Source organism: Paraburkholderia kirstenboschensis (assembly GCF_032806925.1).
Taxonomy (GTDB): domain Bacteria; phylum Pseudomonadota; class Gammaproteobacteria; order Burkholderiales; family Burkholderiaceae; genus Paraburkholderia; species Paraburkholderia kirstenboschensis.
Genome location: NZ_CP136513.1, coordinates 894,241 through 910,534, shown reverse-complemented (window position 1 = coordinate 910,534; position 16,294 = coordinate 894,241). Strand labels below are relative to the sequence as shown.

The following is a 16,294-nucleotide window of genomic DNA, read 5'->3' as shown; positions in this document are numbered from 1 at the left end:
ACATCCAGTACTGGGCAACTTTTGGCGGGGCTCTCCGACACTCAATTCAGGTCCGGAGACGGGTTGCATCCCGTGCTTCGATGCATCGATCTCGATACCACCGGGCATCCTTATCTACGGGCCACGGTCCTAAGAAAGGAAGATCGCTCGCGTCGAGTACTACTGGTCCCTCATCACAGCGTTCTCGCAATCTTCGAGCTAGGGACTCAAGATGACCCGCAAGCCATTGGGTTCCGCGTCGATTAGACATATCAAGCAGCCTCTCTAATCGGAGTGCTACGCAGGTACGCCCAGTCCACGCTAGGCGCCAAGTCCTCGCATCGGACGCGACCTGCCGACTCCCGATCGATGTTGATGCAAAGCGATTCGCCGAGCTGCTGACCGGCGCTAATTGCCTTGCGTAGGTAGCCGATCGTCGTACCGCACAGACGGGCAAACTCCTCCTGCTGGTCGGGAGTCATCGAGTTGAGGAAGGTGCGTAGCTTGTCCATACCGTTATATTACCGAACGGTAATAGCAAGTCAACACCTTTTGGTGATTTACCTTTTGGTAATAGGCATGGAAAATTGCTGCATGACGGAAACTGACCAACTGCGGAAAGAGGCAGCGACGCGTCGCGCGGCGCGCCTGGACGAACTCATCCGTACGCGGTTCGAGCGGCAAGCCGACTTCATTAGTCTGATCGACGGCAACCAGGGCGAAGTGTCAGCCCTCTCAAGCATCCCTCCGAAAAAATCATTCGGCGCGGTCAAGGCTCGCAAAATCGAGCAGCAGGCCGGCTTGCTCGCTAATTCGCTCGAAGCGGACGTAGGCAGCCCCTTCTATCAGCACGAAATCGATTCGGCGAAAAGCGACGAGAAAGCGCCTGTCATCCAGCCTTCGAGCGCTGACGCAACAGGTACGATTGACGCGTCTTCATTGACGCCGAATCAGCGGCTCAAAGCAGCACTGGCACCTATCGGGGTCTCAGCTGAAACTTTGGCTGGCGTGGCAAAAGTTGGAGCCGACATCGCCTCGCAATGGCTGGCTGGAGAAGGGCCGGAACTCTCCTTAATGCAGGCTGTTTCGCTCCAGAACACGTACGGCGTCAATTCGGTGTGGCTGCTTAAGGGCAAGGGAGATCCGGGCGTCGCCGTCCGCTACAACGATGAGTTCCGGCCAAAAGACGTTGTCGGCAACAAGTTAATCCCGGTGGTAGGCATGGCTCAACTCGGTGACAACGGGCACTGGTCAGATCTGGAATATCCTGTCGGGCACGGGCACGGATACGTGGATTTCCCGTCCCGAGACAAGAACGCCTACGCGCTCCAGTGCGAAGGCGACTCCATGAGCCCGCGCATCGAAGCCGGCGAGTTCGTCATCGTCGAGCCGAACACTCCGGTGAAGCCGGGAAAGAACGTGATGTTAAGGTCGAAGGACGGCCGGGTCATGGTCAAGAAATTCCTTTACCAAGCTGCTGGGCGCACCTATCTGATCTCCATAAACAAGGCGCATCCCCCTATCTCGTTCGGTGAAGAAGAGATAGAGAAAATGCACTTCATCCGCGCTATCGTCGACGCGGACTCGTGGGTCCCAGACGTCCCAGAATCGATATAGCCGTTCTCCATGGCTGCCGATAACCCGCACTTGCGGGTTTTTTTGTATCCAAACAACGCTCGATTCGCGCCGCGCAAAAAAAACATTACCAAACGGTATTGACATCCTATATTACCGTCCGGTAATCTACGTCTCATGCACTCACCGACCTAACGGGAGACCTTGAGATGGCAACACTGCACGCACCGGCGCCGCGTTTTACCGAGCAGACGCGCGCCAAAAACGAAATCGAATACTTCGCCGACGGCGGCATGACCGATGCCGAGCTCGAGCAGTACGCTCGCCGCACGACGAAACGTCCCCTGCTCTGCTTCGCGATCCTCGCCGCCTCGCCGTTCATCGTCGAAGGCATCTGCCGCTTGCTGGGTGCCTGGTAATGCGCGACCTCAAATTCCTCGCCCGCATGGTGTTCGCATTCGCCGCGATCGTGCTGGTGCTCGGCATCGCTCAAAAGTGGGACGACGCCGAAAGCATGAATGTGCGCGTCTCAATGCGTAGCGTCTAATCCCGTAAAGGCTCACCGTGGAAACGATCCTCCAAATGTGGTTAGCAGTACTAGTTGTTCTGGCGATGGTCGCGTTTGTGACGTTCCGCATTAACTGGCGCGGCGCGAAATACGACGCTCAGTTTGATCGCGGCTTGCCGGGCAACGACGAGCACGAATGCGACGCGCACTACCCGCGTAGCTGGGAATAACCCGCAGTCCTTCACAAAACGGAGTCAACCAATGAAGAAGGCATTCACACAGACCTTGATGGAACTGCGCGGTGGCGCCGTCGTCGAGGAAGCCACCAACGAACTGAACACGCTCGTCGCGATGGTTCGTGACACCGGCAAGGCCGGAAAGATCACGATCACCGTCGAGGTGAAGCCGTTCGCCAAGGTGCAGGACGCGCTTGAGGTGACCGGCAAAGTGGTCGCCACGCTGCCGAAGGAAAAAGAGTCGGCCGAAGTGTTCTTCCCGACCGTCGAGAACAACCTGTCGCGCCACAGCGAGCGGCAGACCGAGTTGCCGGGCATCTCGCTCGCGGATTCACGCTCCGTCTCGCACGGCTAACCCGCCGCGCAGCTCTTTCACCCTCTCACTTCACACGGAACAAAAATGCCCTTCGATAACGAAAACGTGCACAACGCAGCCGCTATCCTCGCCGCCGGCACTTCGCTGGCTGGTCCTCAAAAGAGCCCCCTCAACGACGGCGTGCCGTTCGTCGTCGTGCCGGAAGGCTATAAGGTCGAGCACCTCTTTGAACGCGACGAGAGCCCGGCCCGCGCCACCGGCGTCGTGAAGCTTCGCGACGCGAACAGCTTCATCACGTACTTCAATCGTCAGAAACGCACCGAAAGCCTGATCTATGCATCTCTCGACCCCGCGAAGATCCTCGGCGTGATCGATGACCACCTCGCCTACGACGATGCGCTGTCGGGCGACCATTCGGCCAAGGGCGCCAACTGGCGCGCGTACCGAGTGGAATTCGCCGTGCCGGCCTCGCGCGAGTGGAAGACGTGGACCGGCAAAGATCGCCAGCCGATGACGCAGCTTGAACTGGCCGAACTGATCGAAGACAACCTCCCCGACATCGTGTCGCCGGACGGCTCGACCATGCTCAGCGTCGCGCTCAACTTTGAAGCCAGCAAGGAAGGCAACTTCGTCTCGGCGACTCGCCTGCAGGACGGCAGCACCAACTTCGTGTGGAAGGAAGACGTCAACGCCACCGGCAACAAGATCGCCATGCCGTCGCAGATCACGCTGTCGATCCCGGTGTTCGAGAACGGCGCGCCCTACTCGGTCGACGCGCGCATCAAGTACCGAGTGCAGAACGGCACGCTGAAGATTTGGTACGAGCTCGTGCGTCCACACAAGGTGCTCGAGGCGGCGTTCCGCGCGATCTGGTCGCAGATCGAAGATCAGACCGCTACGAAGATCCTGCTCGGCTCGCCCGAGTAACGCCCCGAAAAACTTATCTGCCGGACGAATAAACGTCAAATATTCGTCCGGCGGATATTTGAGCAACGGTCCTGCGGCCCCCAGCTGCGGCTTCGTGGGTGCTGTAGCGGCCCACTCTTTTTGAGATTCAGGCAATGAGCGAAAACAGCAAGATCGAATGGACCGACCACACGTTCAATCCGTGGGAAGGCTGCCAGAAGGTCGGACCCGGCTGCGATCACTGCTACGCCGAGACGCGCAACGCCCGCTTCGGCGGTGGCGTGGCGGTCAACTGGGGTCCGGGGGCACCGCGGCGCCGCACGTCGGCCGCGAACTGGCGTAAGCCGCTTGCGTGGAATGCCGCGCATGCTGAGTTCTTCGCCGCGCACGGCCGCCGTCAGCGCGTGTTCTGCGCATCGCTCGCGGACGTGTTCGACAACGCTGTTGATCCTTCGTGGCGCGCGGATCTTTTCCGCCTGATTCGCAGCACACCGAATCTCGACTGGCTATTGCTGACGAAGCGAATCGGCAATGCACGTCAAATGATTGAGGATGCACGCGACGCGGATGCCCTTGGTCCGGTGTGGCCGTGGGAAAACGTCTGGCTCGGCGCGACGATCGTCAATCAGGAAGAGGCAGACCGCGACGTTCCGAAGCTGCTCGCGATACCGGCGCGCGTGCGGTTTCTCTCGATGGAGCCTCTGCTGGGGCCAGTCGATCTGGAAAGCGTCGCATGGCCGTCGATACCTGGGCATCGCGTCGACGTATTACGCGGAGGCTACTGGAACAAGGCGGGTGTGTTGGCGTGCGGGCAGTCCGCTGGCCTCGGCGAAGCGCGCGGCGGATTCACCAATCACAGTGACATGCCCGGACGAATTGACTGGGTGATCGTCGGTGGCGAGAGCGGACCCGGCGCCCGGCCGATGCATCCGGTCTGGGCCCGCGACATCCGCGACCAGTGCGAAGCGGCCGGAGTGCCCTTCCTGTTCAAGCAGCGGGGCGAATGGGCACCCGGCGAGAACTGTGGCGGCACGCCGACCCGCACCGAGCGCACCGCTGACTGGTTCGCAGGCAAGTGGACCTTCAGCACGATAACGCCGCGCGCTCACGAGGGGTTGCATACCGACGACGAGCCGACGCTATATCGGATTGGCAAGAAGCTGGCAGGACGTCATCTCGACGGCCGTACGCACGACGAATTCCCGGAGGCGCGATGAGCCTGGTTGCCTATGACCTGTTACGTTTGCATCGCATCGATCGCCTGTTTCATCTCCAGACAGACCATCTTCGCAGACTTGGCAGGTCGTGCCGGGTCCTCGTGTTCCGACCCGAGCTCCGATTCTGCTCGCCGGCAAACAGAAATCAATTTCGTGATGGACGACCGCACCAATTCAATTTGGCTGATTGTGTGGACGTCCAACGGCAGCAGGAGCAGCCGATCGAAGGAGGTCCGTCTGTCGATAAGGACGTCTATAGCGTTCAACAGGCTCGGGGAATCGTAATGGATCTCGAGGGCGAACACGAACTCATTGGCTGTTTGATACGCCCTCTTCGCGAAAGTTATCGCGAGCCGATGCGCCTGTCTTGTTTGCGCCCAATTTTGGAACAAGACGACACCGAAAGCTCCAAGAATCGCGACAGCCGAAACGGCAGCTTGCGCGAGCGACAACCAATCCCCATGGTGCCAAGACATGCGTGAACTCCCGATGTTGTTTTCTGGCGCGATGGTACGTGCGCTGCTCGACGGTCGCAAGACGCAGACGCGGCGAATAGTAAAGCTGCCGCACAACAACCCGCTCGGCCAATGGGAACCCACTACTGTGGGTGGCGAGAACGGTGGCAAGACCGCGGCCGGCGCGACGGTACCGCTGCAGGGTGGAATTTGGCACACCCGCACCGGGGATGCCCTGCTCTGCCCACACGGGCAGCCGGGGGATCGTCTGTGGGTGCGCGAAACCTGCGCCGCAGAGGAGCTTCGCGACGGGCTCGACGGTGTGCGCTACCTCGCGGACAAGGGTTTCATGCCCATCGCGGACACTCAAGACGCCGCAGAGCGCTGGATTGTACTCAACGCATATCGCGGCCAGAAAGGCGCTGTTGTTCCGGCAATCCATATGCCTCGTTGGGCGTCCCGTATAGCGCTGGAAATTGTCTCGGTCCGCGTTGAGCGTCTTCAACAGATCGACGAAGCGAGCGCGAAAGCTGAAGGTGTCGAGCCAGTCAAGCACGGTCCAATATGGCCGACCTTCGAAGAAAAGCAGTGCTGGCGCGGCTACATGAACCACGAGCGCGCCTATCGAGATACCGCGCTCGACAGCTTCAACAGTCTATGGAGAAGCATCAACAGGCCGGAATCGTGGGATGCCAACCCGTGGGTTTGGGTCGTCGAGTTCAAGCGGGTGGCCTAAATGAACGGCCTCGAATGGTTCATCGCTGCTCTCGTGGCCGCCGTAGTACTCGGCATTGCCGCAGCGCTGATCTATTCGCGTATCTGGCCGGTCGATACCGGCACCCACGATTTCCACCGGCCGCTCGAGCGGCGACAGCGCGACGCGGATGCGCGCCGCAACGTCAGGGAGTGATGCATGAGTGCAACGACCAAAAGCCGTTTACTTCAAGCAGGTGCCGAAACCTCAGTTGGATGTTCAACGCACCCGTCGATGAACCTCTTTGCCTGCCGCTCTCCGTATGCGAATGCAGCGTCGGGCGTGAGGAAATTGAGCTGCTCGGGCAGGCTCAGCACGGGTGTAGCGAGTGGATCGGCCGAAAGGATTGACCAAGAGACAGCGTACCGAACCTGTGAGCCGTCAAGCGACGGCGCCTTGTTAGCGGCGACGCGGACGTCGATGGTGTACCCGCGATAAGGCAGGCAAGACTGATTATCTACTTCCATGGTAGCTCCCTATTACACACCAGGAGCGGCATGCCAAACCACTATACGCGCTGTCTCGAACCAGCGTCGGTGGTTTCTTCGAATACCCGCACTGCGGCTATTCACCAGTTGTTTGCGACACAGTTAAACCTGAAACCCTTCTATTGAGGCGAGTATGAGCACAGCACAGGACAAAGAGCGCGCCCAAGAGCGTGAGCAAGTGGACATGATTCTGGCGAGCTTTCAGCGCGACGGTATTGCCACAAAGACCGGGGCGGAAAAGATTGATTACCTCGCGGCAGGTTTGCTCGTCAGCTATCAGTTGTTGCGCGGCATTGTCGGCGATGAGTGGGTGAAGGGTTGGCTCGAATCGGCGCTCGCAGACGTCGAGAGCGGCTCACCCCACGTGATGATTCGCAAGCCGTCCTGACCCACTACGTTGCCGGCATGCCCGCTTACTACAACGAGATCGACCCGCACTGCGGTCAGCCGGCGGGCGCCTTATCCGGACTCGTGGAAATATCGCCCGCCATCCGCCGGTTCGATGGAGTCGAGAGCATCGAATCGATGAACGTGTGCGCCCGCTTCTCCCCGTACCGGAAGGCCTGCTCCTCCGCAAGAAAATCCATTTGCTGTGGAAAACTTACCAAGTCGCACTCCGGATGACCTTTCGAAGAGACCTGCCACGATACGCGGTAGCGCCGGCAAATACCGCCGAACGCGTGGGAGTTCGACGGCGTGACATGAACTTTGATGTAGCAATCTCGGTACTGCGCATACGTCTGGGTGGACATGACTTTTCTCCCTGAAGAACACAGCGCGCAAGTCAATGAATCGGCCGCATCCCATGTGCCCTGAACAGCATCAGGGAGCTACCCGCCAGCAAACATCGTACAAATTAGGAGTCGAAAGCTATGAGCAACACACAACCGGAAACGCCAAGCGCTAAACGCCTGATCGATGCCCAGCAACCCGCCGCTCCGCCGACTGATGAAGCGGGTATCCACAGAGAATGGAGATCGGTCATGAATGGCAACAAGCGCTTTCTGTGCGGGACTACCGGGGTCGCCCCAGCACTGAGGCAAATACCTCCTTCGTCCAGTCCTGGTCGGGAGGCTTGGGCTCAGGGACTTCCCGTACGGGAACGCTCGACTCGCATGCGCACCAAAGTCCGGCTGGCAATCCATGGGATGTGTTTTGCTTCATCCAGCAACCGCAAGAGGTGCATCGGTAAAGCACGTAGCGCGTTATCGGCGCTTTTGGCGAGCCAAAAACACCCGATCCAGAGCAATGGAGTTTTTCGTGTGGGAGGGCGGTCGAAGCCCTTCCGATCAACGTCTCGCACGCAGGGCACCGCTTCATGTCGCCCTCCCTCTCGGACGCAACAGGCCTATGCAATTAGCATAGGCTATTCCGTAGAAGCGGGAGAGCCACAATGAAGCTCGATGAACTCATTCAGCTAGTCGGCGTGGATAACGTCGGTGTGCAGTTTTTGCACGAATCGATCACTGGCGCAAAGCAACGCCGCGGCTATGTCGAGGTTTCGTTCGGAACCGACTGCGTTTCCATGCGTGATATTGCCGTCGGCCAATGGGACAACATTGTCTTTGTGGTCAGCATGAAGCGTGAAGCTTTCGAGGCCGTCAGGGACGCTTCGAAAATCGAACGGAAACCGGGATCACCCGACGATGCGTAGAAGCTCAGGCAGGGTCATGTCGCCGAAATGCTCTTCGAGCACGACAAACAGCGCTGCATCGTACGCGGAGCAGTGCCTCGGTTTGAAGATGTCGAACTCTCCGAACTGCGCGACAACGCTCGCTTCGGCTGCAGCGCTCGCCGATTCGAAGATTGCTTTGGCTTGGGCGATGGTGATGTTTTGGTCCATGTGGTCAATGCCAAGGCGAAAAAAGCCCCGAACCTCAGTGAGGGCGGGGCAAGAGCAATCCTGAGAGATCTCACCGCATGGGAACAAGAAGCGATGAGAACTTCAATAACGGCCGCCCCGCCAGAAACTTTAGCGGAAGAAGCTTTGATCGAAGCAGCAGCAAAACGAATGATTGAAACCACGCGCAAACACTGGGGTGTGTATGGCCATCGTAACTAACGCAGAACTGGTAGAACTGACTGGCGGCCTGACGCAAGGCGCAGCGCAAACGCGCTGGATCAAAAAGGCATTGGGCATCGACGCGCCGCGCAAGGTCGACGGCCATCCGCTGCTCACATGGGAGCAGGTCAACAGAGAGCCCGGCGCCGCGACGCGCCGCACAGCGCCCAAGTGGAAGAACGCAGCATGAGAAAGCCCGTGCGCGACGGCCTCCTGCCCCGTATGGAGGCCCGGCCGACGAAGTCAGGATTCACCTATCGCTATCACCCCGTCGGCGGCAAGCCAGTCAACCTGGGCGGCGATAGGGTGGAGGCGATTCGTAAGGTGCTGGACATGACCGGCGCCGGCGACGACCTCGGCACCATTCGCCGACTTTGGGAGCAGTTTCAGGAAACGCCTGGCTGGAAACGCTATTCGCAATACACGCGCGCCGACTACACGCAGTGTTCGCTGAAGTTGCTCGAGATTTTCGGTGACGTGCGCGCCGCGGACATCGACGCAACGGACGTCGCGCGATACCTGCGCAAGGAGCGCGCAGACGCGCCGGTCCGCGCAAACCGCGAGGCCGCCCTACTCTCAAACCTGATCGGCCTAGCGATCGAGCGCGGCGAGGCTAAGCACAACCCCTGCCGCGAGGTAAAGCGCAATGAGGAACAGCCGCGGACGGAGGCGCCGGAACCTGCGGATTTCGCCGCGTTCGCGCAATGGCTCAAGGAACAGGGAAAGCAGCGGGCGGTGATCGGCATGGCGGCAGAATACGCGGCCGCCGCCGGCAATCGGAAGGTGGAATTCTTGGACCTTGCCTGGCCGCAGATCGATCGCGCGGCCGGCCACATCCGCGTCAAGCGCGCGAAGCAGCGCGGCAAGAAGCGTGGCGAGGTAATCGAGCAGATCGAGATCACGCCGCACATTTCCGCGCTAATCGACCGGCTTGCGGCAGCGCGAAAGGACGACTGCCTCTACGTGTTTTCGAACCGATCGGGCAACACGTACACGCAGGCCGGCTTCAAGGCCATGTGGCAAAAGCTGATGCTTCAGGCGCTCGATGAAAAGGTCATCGCGCATCGGTTCACGTTCCACGATCTTCGCGCGTATTACGTGACGCAGCACAAAGCGACGCGCGGTGCCCTGCCCGATTTGCATGCGAATCCGGCGACGACGGCACGGGTGTACGACCGCTCGAAGATTGTGAAGCGCCGCGCGCTGTGACTGGATGGATGCACAGGACTATGTGCGTTGGCGTATGGCTGAGGGGTGCCGGTCGATTCCCAAAATGGGAATTTCCGCGGGAATCACAAACAAAAACGGCACTGTGTTTTTGCACAGTGCCGTCTTCTAAACGCTTGAACCGCTTCAGTATTCTTTGGGGTGGCTGATGGGGCTCGAACCCACGACAACAGGAATCACAATCCTGGACTCTACCAACTGAGCTACAGCCACCACTGATATCTGCTTTGACTTGCCGGAAACTTGGCTCGTCAACGAAGAAACGAGATTATACGAACACGTTCGGCGTTTGCCTAGTCCTTTATTCAAAAATTTCGGCGGGCTCACGCAGATGTTGTCTCGCCTCGTTGAAGATAGTGAGGTCGCGCGCAGCGAGGCGCTTGCTATCTGAGAGCACTCGGCGCCAGCCGCGCGCACCCGCTTCGCCTCGATAGAGGCCGAGTGCGTGACGAGTGATCGCGCCGAGGTAGGTGCCGCGGGCCATCTCGGCTGCGCAATATTCGATCAGCTTCGCCTCCACCTGCTCGCGCGTGAGCGGCGCCTGCGTCGACCCGTAGAAGAGCGCGTCCACGTCGGCCAGCAGATACGGATTGTGGTACGCCTCCCGCCCGAGCATCACGCCGTCGACGTGTGCGAGATGTGTCTGCACTTCGTCGAGCGTCTTGATCCCACCGTTGATGACGATCTCCAGTTGCGGAAAGTCGCGCTTCAGTTGATACGCGTAGTCGTATTTGAGCGGCGGAATCTCGCGGTTCTCTTTCGGGCTCAGGCCTTTGAGGATCGCGTTGCGCGCATGAACGATGAAGACGTTGCAGCCGGCGTCCGCGATCGTGCCGACGAAGTCGCGCACGAAGCCGTAGTTCTCGATGGCATCCACGCCGACTCGATGTTTGACCGTGACCGGCACGGAGACGACGTCGCGCATCGCTTTCACGCAGTCGGCGACCAGTTGCGGCTCGTTCATCAGACACGCGCCGAACGCGCCGCGCTGCACCCGCTCCGATGGGCAGCCGCAATTCAGATTGATTTCGTCGTAGCCCCACTGCTCGCCAAGCTTCGCCGAGCGCGCGAGATCGTCAGGCTCGCTGCCGCCGAGTTGCAACGCAACGGGCGCTTCGTCGGGCGTGAAGGCGAGATGGCGCGGCACATCCCCGTGCAGCAGTGCGCCGGTCGTCACCATTTCCGTGTAGAGCCACGTATGACGCGAGATGATGCGATGAAGCGACCGGCAATGACGATCGGTCCAGTCCATCATGGGTGCGACGCTGACACGGCGCGGACTGGGAATGCTAGCTGAAGACATGGGCGGCCAAACGGCTTGAATCGAAACCGCAATTTTAACGCAATGCAGGCGATTGCCCGGCCGCCGCGCGGCCGATCGCCTCATAAAACCCCTTCCCGATCAGGTCTTTAACCCGTATCGACCGCTTGGCGATCGGGGCCGGACCGGCGCTCACCCGCGCCCACTCTGCGACTGACGGATTATTTCATCAGCGAGAATAGTGCTTTCAAATTATCGGCACAAATTTTCGATAGTAGGGGTATACACTGCCTGCATCGACGTTGCAAACACAGCCCCGGCTCCTGCAACGCCATCTCGAAAGTCGAACATTATTGGAGGTACACCATGAAGACCAAATTTATCGCCGCCCTTCTCGTTGCCGTTTCCGCCTCGATCGCCGCACCCGCTTTTGCGAGCGGCTACGGCCCGGCACCTTTCTATCGTCCGTCGGTCGGCGCACCGGCTTCGCAGCAAGGTCAGAATGCGCAGACTGTCGCGGCTGAACGGGCTAACGCTGAATCGAACGCTTACGGCGGCGTGAACAACGTGTCGTCGCAATCGGGCTCGGGCACGCGTGAATCGGCTTCGGGTCCACAGTCGGTTTTCTTCGGCCACTAAGCATTCGCCGTCAAGCCTGCTGCCCCTGGCGGCAAGCACGGTGGGCGCCGAGCATCGGGTTCCGATGCCGGCGCCCTCTTTCGTTTACGTGCCTAAGACGTGCCTAAGCTGCGAGACCTGCGTCGATCACTTCGCGCGCGGCGCGAAAGCCTGCTTCGGCCGCGGCGTGCTCGGTGGGCCAAAGGCTCTCGATGTGCACGAGCCGCCAGTCGACCACGACTGCGTTCTCGCGCAGCACCCGGAAATGCGCCTTGACACCAATGAGCACCTGTTCGACCGCGACTTCGATGTCATAGTCCTGATAGCGCTCCTGGTAATCTCCCATGTCGAGCCCCGTAGGCTCCATGTTCACCTCCACGTCTCGCGTGGGCTCCTGAGGACATTCATAGCGCCCCAGCGTGCCGGCGCTGGCGTTCGCACGGCATCCTGCGCCGTGAAAACGCCGTTACATGCCCTGATCCCCTGATGCGGCACCGCGCAGTCGCCGCCGTTCGTGCTCAATCGCAATCGCCTGAAAGGTACTGCCTGCCGTTACAAGTGATTTCGACTTCGTCCCCGCTTGCCTCGGTGACGAGCCCGCAGGCGAGCAGTTCGGCGGTAACGGTCTGCGGGAATTTTGGCGGCGGCTGACCCACGCCGACCTCATTCAAGCGGCGCAACGCTTCGATTGCTTCGGGACTCAATGACTTCGACATGGCTGCCTCCGCCGAAATGGCTAGATTCATCCTAGCAAGTTTCGAGGGCGAATGCAGTCGCGTTGGTGCATCGTCATGACCGAATGGCTTTGCGCGAGAATTTTCGCCGCGAACCCGGGTCTACCCCGGAGCCTCACGCAATCAGACGGGCCGCGAAGCACGCAAAGGAGAAGGAGATGAAGCGAAGCACTCTGACAGCTCTGACCGCAGTCGCCGCACTGGCAGCGATGTGCGTGGGCGAAACGGCGGCCTGGGCGGAAACGGCCAAAGCGCCACAATCAGCCCAAGCGGCCAAAGCGCCCCAAGCCGGATCAACAGCTTCCAGGAACTCGCCTGCGCAAGCAAAGCAGCCGGCGGCGCCGGGCGACGCCTCGTCGTCGATGGTGAAGCCGCCCGAGGCGGCCTCCGGCTCGACAGGGTCGAGCAATCCGGACAACATGCCGATCAAGCGTCCGCGCAAGCCGACCAACGACAAAATGATGCACGAGCCGCCCGCGAGCGGCGCGAACGCGAAATAGCGCGGCGCTTACAGGCGCGCGATCGAGACCTCCGTCGACTTGACGAGCGCGACGACTTCCGAGCCGACCTGCAGTTCGAGTTCGTCGATCGAGCGCGTGGTGATCACCGAGGTCACGATGCCGAACGGCGTGTCGACATCGACTTCGGACACGACCGGCCCACGGATGATTTCCTTGACCTTGCCTCTGAACTGATTGCGTACGTTGATTGCGGAAATGCTCATTGCGAGTGGCTCCAGGGAAGCGATTGAAAACAGTCAGTCAAGGAATGTCAGACAGCCCAGCGGACGTCTGTAGGCCGCCGGAAGCGGCCCTGGCTACGTGTGCCGCGTGCGTCTTCGGGCTGCCCGGACAACGCGTCGTCGTTCGGCGCATTCTTCAGCACGCGCTGCAGCACATGTTCTTCGAGCGCCGCGAAGCCCGCCGACGCACGCGCTCGCGGACGCGCGAGCGGCACCGGCTGATCCAGCGCGATGCGCCCTTCTTCGATCAAAAGGATGCGGTCGCCTAACGCGACGGCCTCGTGTACGTCATGCGTGACGAGCAAGGCGGTGAACTTGTGCTCGCGCCACAGGCGCTCGATCAGCGAGTGCATCTCGATGCGCGTCAATGCATCGAGCGCGCCGAGGGGCTCGTCGAGGAGCAGCAATTGCGGACGATGCACGAGCGCCCGCGCCAACGCGACACGCTGTCGCTGACCGCCGGAAAGCTGCGCTGGCCAGTCGTTGGCGCGCTCCAGCAAGCCGACTTCGGCCAGCACCGCACGGGCGTCTTCCCGCGCGCTGCGGGGCAGTCCCAGCATCACGTTCTGCAACACGCTTTTCCACGGCAACAGGCGTGCGTCCTGGAACATGATGCGAGTGTCGAGCGGCCGGCCGTCTTCGGCACGCTTTTCGAGCACGCCGGCCGTGCTCTTCTCCAGACCGGCGACGAGGCGCAGCAACGTCGATTTCCCGCAACCGCTACGGCCGACGATCGCGACGAAACTGCCGCGCTCGATCGACAGGTCGAAGTCCGTCAGCACTTTGCGCTCGCCATACTGCTTGCCGACGCCGCGCAACTGGACCGAATAGTCGGCCGCGCCGTTTGCCCGCTGTGTACCGTTTGCTCCGCCAGCAGCATTTGCGTCGCGCACATAGCCATGCGCTGTGTCACCACACTCGGAGTCAGCGGCTACGTCGGCGTCGCGATCGGCGATGCGCGCCTGCGCCAGTTCCGCTTCCAGATCGCTGCCCGCGATGCCGCCGAACGACGCCGAAAATGTCGTTGCGCTCATGCCTTGCCTCCCCGTTGATAGGCCGGATGCCATCGCAGCGACACGCGCTCCAGGCTTTTTGCCAGCACGTCGGCGACTTTGCCGAGCGCCGCGTACAGCAGAATGCCGACCACGACGACATCGGTCTGCAAAAATTCGCGCGCATTCATCGTCATGTAGCCGATGCCCGACTGGGCCGAAATCGTCTCCGCGACGATCAGCGTCACCCACATCAGCCCGAACGCAAAGCGCACGCCGACAAGAATCGACGGCAAGGCGCCGGGCAGAATCACATGACGGTAAAGTGCGAAACCCTTCACGCCGTAGCTGCGCGCCATCTCGATGAGATTGGAATCGACCGAACGGATGCCGTGGAACGTGTTCACGTAGACCGGGAAAAACACGCCCAGCGCGACGAGAAAAACCTTCGCCTGCTCCTCGATGCCGAACCACAGGATCACGAGCGGGATCATCGCGAGCGCCGGGATATTGCGGATCATCTGCACGGTCGAATCGAGTGCGATTTCGACCGGCTTGAAGAGGCCCGTCGCGAGACCGAGCACGAGACCGATCCCGCCGCCAATCGCAAACCCGGACACCGCGCGCCACGTGCTGACCTTGACGTCCGCCCACATCTCGCCCGACTGGATCAGCGACCACGCGGCCTTCACGACGGCGAGCGGTTCAGGCAGAACGCGCGTCGACAGCACGCCGCTGCGCGCGGCGGTTTCCCACGCGAGGAGAATAAGAAGCGGTGCGACCCACGGCGCGAGCGACGCACCGACTTGCCGTAACGACCCGGAAGCGGAGGCCAGCACGGAACCGAAGCCCGCGCCGCCGCGCGCGCCCTCATCCCGATCCGCACTCACAGTGGATTGAGCCATGGTTATTTCCCTCATTGCATGTCGAAGATGCCGTACCGAGGCGGGCGACGCTCAGCTCGCGCTCGCCGCCTTCGGCAAATAGTTGTTGCCGACGATCTCGCCGAACGGTCCCGACAGCGGCCCGTTCGAAGTCTTGCTCTGCCGGTTCGGCAGCAGCGGGAACACGAGTTCGGCAAAGCGGTACGACTCTTCGAGATGCGGATAGCCGGACAGGATGAACGTCTCGATACCGAGGTCCGCGTATTCCTTCATGCGCGCCGCCACCTGCTCCGGGTTGCCGACGAGCGCAGTGCCCGCGCCGCCTCGCACGAGGCCCACGCCGGCCCACAGATTCGGATAGACCTCGAGCTCGGCGCGCCCACCTCGTTTGCCGCCGTGCAGCGCGGCCATGCGGCGCTGGCCTTCGGAATCCATCTTCGAAAAGGACGCTTGCGCACGCGAGATGGTTTCGTCGTCCAGCTTGCTGATCAGCTTGTCGGCGGCGGCCCACGCTTCTTCTTCAGTCTCGCGCACGATCACGTGCAGGCGAATACCGAAGCGGATCGTGCGGCCGTGCGCGGCGGCGCGGGCGCGAATATCGGCGATCTTCTTCGCAACCGCGGCGGGCGGCTCGCCCCAGGTCAGATAGGTGTCGATATGCTCGCCCGCCATGTCATGCGCGGCCGGCGACGAGCCGCCGAACCACAGCGGCGGATGCGGCTTCTGCACCGGCGGATACAAGGCCTTGCCGCCCTTCGACTTCAGATGCTTGCCGTCGAAGTCGATCGCGTCGTTCGTATGCGCGGCCGTGAGCAGCTTGCGCCAGATGTGCAGGAACTCATCGGTGATCTCGTAGCGCGTGTCATGGTCGACGAACACACCATCGCCCTCCAGCTCGGCCGCGTCACCCCCCGTCACCACGTTGATCAGCAGGCGCCCGTTCGACAGACGGTCGAACGTGGCCGCCATGCGTGCCGCAAGGCCCGGCGACGAAATGCCCGGCCGGATCGCGACGAGAAACTTCAGGCGCTTCGTCGCGGCGATGAGGCTCGATGCGACGACCCATGCGTCCTCGCATGAGCGGCCGGTCGGCAGCAGCACGCCCTCGTAGCCGAGCGTATCGGCGGCGACGGCGATCTGCTGGAAGTAGTCGTAATCCGCTGCACGCGCGCCTTGCGACGTACCGAGATAGCGGCTGTCGCCATGAGTCGGAATGAACCAGAACACATTCATTTACTGCTCCCTGCGAATTCAAAACTGGATTGAATGAAGACGGTGCATGCCGCGCAGGCAAACGCGAAGGCAAAAGCAAACGCCGGCGCAGACGCGGGCCGCGCGCA

26 protein-coding genes and 1 tRNA gene are annotated in these 16,294 nt (G+C 61.0%); 16 read left to right on the top strand and 11 right to left on the bottom strand.

Annotated elements, in window-relative coordinates:
• The first annotated feature begins 573 nt into the window (after nucleotides 1-573).
• From RW095_RS26755 to RW095_RS26725, 7 genes are all read left to right on the top strand, one after another.
• Nucleotides 574-1,596, top strand: a complete 1,023-nt coding sequence (locus tag RW095_RS26755; protein WP_317021835.1) for a S24 family peptidase — start codon at nucleotides 574-576, stop codon at nucleotides 1,594-1,596.
• 167 nt (nucleotides 1,597-1,763) lie between these two features.
• Nucleotides 1,764-1,973 (top strand): hypothetical protein, encoded by a 210-nt coding sequence (locus RW095_RS26750; protein ID WP_317021834.1) that lies wholly within the window; start codon nucleotides 1,764-1,766, stop codon nucleotides 1,971-1,973.
• Complete coding sequence (locus tag RW095_RS26745) at nucleotides 1,973-2,101, top strand: hypothetical protein (protein ID WP_317021833.1); 129 nt, start codon at nucleotides 1,973-1,975, stop codon at nucleotides 2,099-2,101. The genes RW095_RS26750 and RW095_RS26745 overlap by 1 nt, the downstream gene beginning before the upstream one ends.
• Before the next feature lie 17 nt (nucleotides 2,102-2,118).
• Nucleotides 2,119-2,292 (top strand): hypothetical protein, encoded by a 174-nt coding sequence (locus RW095_RS26740; protein ID WP_317021832.1) that lies wholly within the window; start codon nucleotides 2,119-2,121, stop codon nucleotides 2,290-2,292.
• A gap of 31 nt (nucleotides 2,293-2,323) precedes the next feature.
• A complete protein-coding gene (locus tag RW095_RS26735) occupies nucleotides 2,324-2,653 on the top strand; it encodes a hypothetical protein (protein ID WP_087754153.1) in 330 nt (109 codons plus the stop codon).
• A 45-nt stretch (nucleotides 2,654-2,698) separates the two neighbouring features.
• On the top strand, nucleotides 2,699-3,541 hold the full coding sequence (locus RW095_RS26730; RefSeq protein WP_317021831.1) for a YfdQ family protein: 843 nt from the start codon (nucleotides 2,699-2,701) through the stop codon (nucleotides 3,539-3,541).
• A gap of 134 nt (nucleotides 3,542-3,675) precedes the next feature.
• Entirely contained in the window at nucleotides 3,676-4,737 is a 1,062-nt protein-coding gene (locus tag RW095_RS26725) for a phage Gp37/Gp68 family protein (protein ID WP_317021830.1), read from the top strand.
• Nucleotides 4,738-4,757: 20 nt separating this feature from the next.
• Here the strand turns inward: RW095_RS26725 and RW095_RS26720 are convergent, their stop codons facing one another.
• Nucleotides 4,758-5,213, bottom strand: coding sequence for a hypothetical protein (locus RW095_RS26720; protein WP_317021829.1), 456 nt, complete (start codon nucleotides 5,211-5,213; stop codon nucleotides 4,758-4,760).
• Between RW095_RS26720 and RW095_RS26715 the strand changes: the two genes are divergently transcribed.
• Both RW095_RS26715 and RW095_RS26710 read left to right on the top strand, forming a co-directional pair.
• Complete coding sequence (locus tag RW095_RS26715; protein WP_317021828.1) at nucleotides 5,212-5,928, top strand: hypothetical protein; 717 nt, start codon at nucleotides 5,212-5,214, stop codon at nucleotides 5,926-5,928. The genes RW095_RS26720 and RW095_RS26715 overlap by 2 nt on opposite strands.
• Nucleotides 5,929-6,102 (top strand): hypothetical protein, encoded by a 174-nt coding sequence (locus RW095_RS26710; RefSeq protein WP_317021827.1) that lies wholly within the window; start codon nucleotides 5,929-5,931, stop codon nucleotides 6,100-6,102.
• Nucleotides 6,103-6,134: 32 nt separating this feature from the next.
• On the opposite strand, the gene RW095_RS26705 is transcribed toward RW095_RS26710, so the two are convergent.
• Complete coding sequence (locus RW095_RS26705) at nucleotides 6,135-6,413, bottom strand: hypothetical protein (protein ID WP_317021826.1); 279 nt, start codon at nucleotides 6,411-6,413, stop codon at nucleotides 6,135-6,137.
• A gap of 154 nt (nucleotides 6,414-6,567) precedes the next feature.
• Here RW095_RS26705 and RW095_RS26700 point away from each other — a divergent pair, with 154 nt between their 5' ends.
• A complete protein-coding gene (locus RW095_RS26700) occupies nucleotides 6,568-6,822 on the top strand; it encodes a hypothetical protein (protein WP_317021825.1) in 255 nt (84 codons plus the stop codon).
• 55 nt (nucleotides 6,823-6,877) lie between these two features.
• On the opposite strand, the gene RW095_RS26695 is transcribed toward RW095_RS26700, so the two are convergent.
• Entirely contained in the window at nucleotides 6,878-7,186 is a 309-nt protein-coding gene (locus RW095_RS26695) for a hypothetical protein (RefSeq protein ID WP_317021824.1), read from the bottom strand.
• 641 nt (nucleotides 7,187-7,827) lie between these two features.
• Here RW095_RS26695 and RW095_RS26690 point away from each other — a divergent pair.
• The 4 genes from RW095_RS26690 to RW095_RS26675 are packed head-to-tail and all read left to right on the top strand — an operon-like array spanning nucleotide 7,828 to nucleotide 9,705.
• The gene (locus tag RW095_RS26690; protein ID WP_317021823.1) at nucleotides 7,828-8,088 is read left to right on the top strand and encodes a hypothetical protein; all 261 of its coding nucleotides are present in this window, start codon (nucleotides 7,828-7,830) and stop codon (nucleotides 8,086-8,088) included.
• 27 nt (nucleotides 8,089-8,115) lie between these two features.
• Nucleotides 8,116-8,496 carry a hypothetical protein gene (locus RW095_RS26685; protein WP_317021822.1) on the top strand — a complete coding sequence of 127 codons (381 nt, stop codon included), beginning with the start codon at nucleotides 8,116-8,118 and terminating at the stop codon, nucleotides 8,494-8,496.
• Nucleotides 8,480-8,686, top strand: a complete 207-nt coding sequence (locus RW095_RS26680; protein WP_317021821.1) for a DUF4224 domain-containing protein — start codon at nucleotides 8,480-8,482, stop codon at nucleotides 8,684-8,686. The genes RW095_RS26685 and RW095_RS26680 overlap by 17 nt, the downstream gene beginning before the upstream one ends.
• Nucleotides 8,683-9,705 carry a tyrosine-type recombinase/integrase gene (locus RW095_RS26675; RefSeq protein ID WP_317021820.1) on the top strand — a complete coding sequence of 341 codons (1,023 nt, stop codon included), beginning with the start codon at nucleotides 8,683-8,685 and terminating at the stop codon, nucleotides 9,703-9,705. Before RW095_RS26680 ends, RW095_RS26675 begins: the two co-directional genes overlap by 4 nt.
• 155 nt (nucleotides 9,706-9,860) lie before the next feature.
• On the opposite strand, the gene RW095_RS26670 is transcribed toward RW095_RS26675, so the two are convergent.
• Nucleotides 9,861-9,936, bottom strand: a tRNA-His gene (locus RW095_RS26670).
• An 88-nt stretch (nucleotides 9,937-10,024) separates the two neighbouring features.
• Nucleotides 10,025-11,026, bottom strand: coding sequence for a tRNA dihydrouridine(20/20a) synthase DusA (gene dusA / locus RW095_RS26665; protein ID WP_317021819.1), 1,002 nt, complete (start codon nucleotides 11,024-11,026; stop codon nucleotides 10,025-10,027).
• Between the two features lie 324 nt (nucleotides 11,027-11,350).
• Between dusA and RW095_RS26660 the strand changes: the two genes are divergently transcribed.
• A complete protein-coding gene (locus RW095_RS26660; protein WP_317021818.1) occupies nucleotides 11,351-11,623 on the top strand; it encodes a hypothetical protein in 273 nt (90 codons plus the stop codon).
• Between the two features lie 103 nt (nucleotides 11,624-11,726).
• Here RW095_RS26660 and RW095_RS26655 read toward each other — a convergent pair whose 3' ends face one another.
• Nucleotides 11,727-11,969, bottom strand: coding sequence for a DUF6566 family protein (locus RW095_RS26655; RefSeq protein WP_317021817.1), 243 nt, complete (start codon nucleotides 11,967-11,969; stop codon nucleotides 11,727-11,729).
• Between the two features lie 151 nt (nucleotides 11,970-12,120).
• A complete protein-coding gene (locus RW095_RS26650) occupies nucleotides 12,121-12,318 on the bottom strand; it encodes a hypothetical protein (protein ID WP_128588666.1) in 198 nt (65 codons plus the stop codon).
• 176 nt (nucleotides 12,319-12,494) lie between these two features.
• On the opposite strand from RW095_RS26650, the gene RW095_RS26645 reads away from it, so the two are divergent.
• Nucleotides 12,495-12,836 carry a hypothetical protein gene (locus RW095_RS26645; RefSeq protein ID WP_317021816.1) on the top strand — a complete coding sequence of 114 codons (342 nt, stop codon included), beginning with the start codon at nucleotides 12,495-12,497 and terminating at the stop codon, nucleotides 12,834-12,836.
• 8 nt (nucleotides 12,837-12,844) lie between these two features.
• On the opposite strand, the gene RW095_RS26640 is transcribed toward RW095_RS26645, so the two are convergent.
• From RW095_RS26640 to ssuD, 4 genes are read right to left on the bottom strand one after another with little or no spacing between them, the layout of a single operon-like run.
• Nucleotides 12,845-13,060: a TOBE domain-containing protein gene (locus RW095_RS26640; protein ID WP_128588406.1), complete on the bottom strand. Its 216-nt coding sequence runs from the start codon at nucleotides 13,058-13,060 to the stop codon at nucleotides 12,845-12,847.
• Between the two features lie 47 nt (nucleotides 13,061-13,107).
• Nucleotides 13,108-14,112, bottom strand: a complete 1,005-nt coding sequence (locus RW095_RS26635; protein WP_317021815.1) for an ATP-binding cassette domain-containing protein — start codon at nucleotides 14,110-14,112, stop codon at nucleotides 13,108-13,110.
• Entirely contained in the window at nucleotides 14,109-14,975 is an 867-nt protein-coding gene (gene ssuC, locus RW095_RS26630; protein ID WP_317021814.1) for an aliphatic sulfonate ABC transporter permease SsuC, read from the bottom strand. The genes RW095_RS26635 and ssuC overlap by 4 nt, the downstream gene beginning before the upstream one ends.
• A 51-nt stretch (nucleotides 14,976-15,026) precedes the next feature.
• On the bottom strand, nucleotides 15,027-16,187 hold the full coding sequence (gene ssuD / locus RW095_RS26625; RefSeq protein WP_317021813.1) for an FMNH2-dependent alkanesulfonate monooxygenase: 1,161 nt from the start codon (nucleotides 16,185-16,187) through the stop codon (nucleotides 15,027-15,029).
• Between the last annotated feature and the right edge of the window lie 107 nt (nucleotides 16,188-16,294).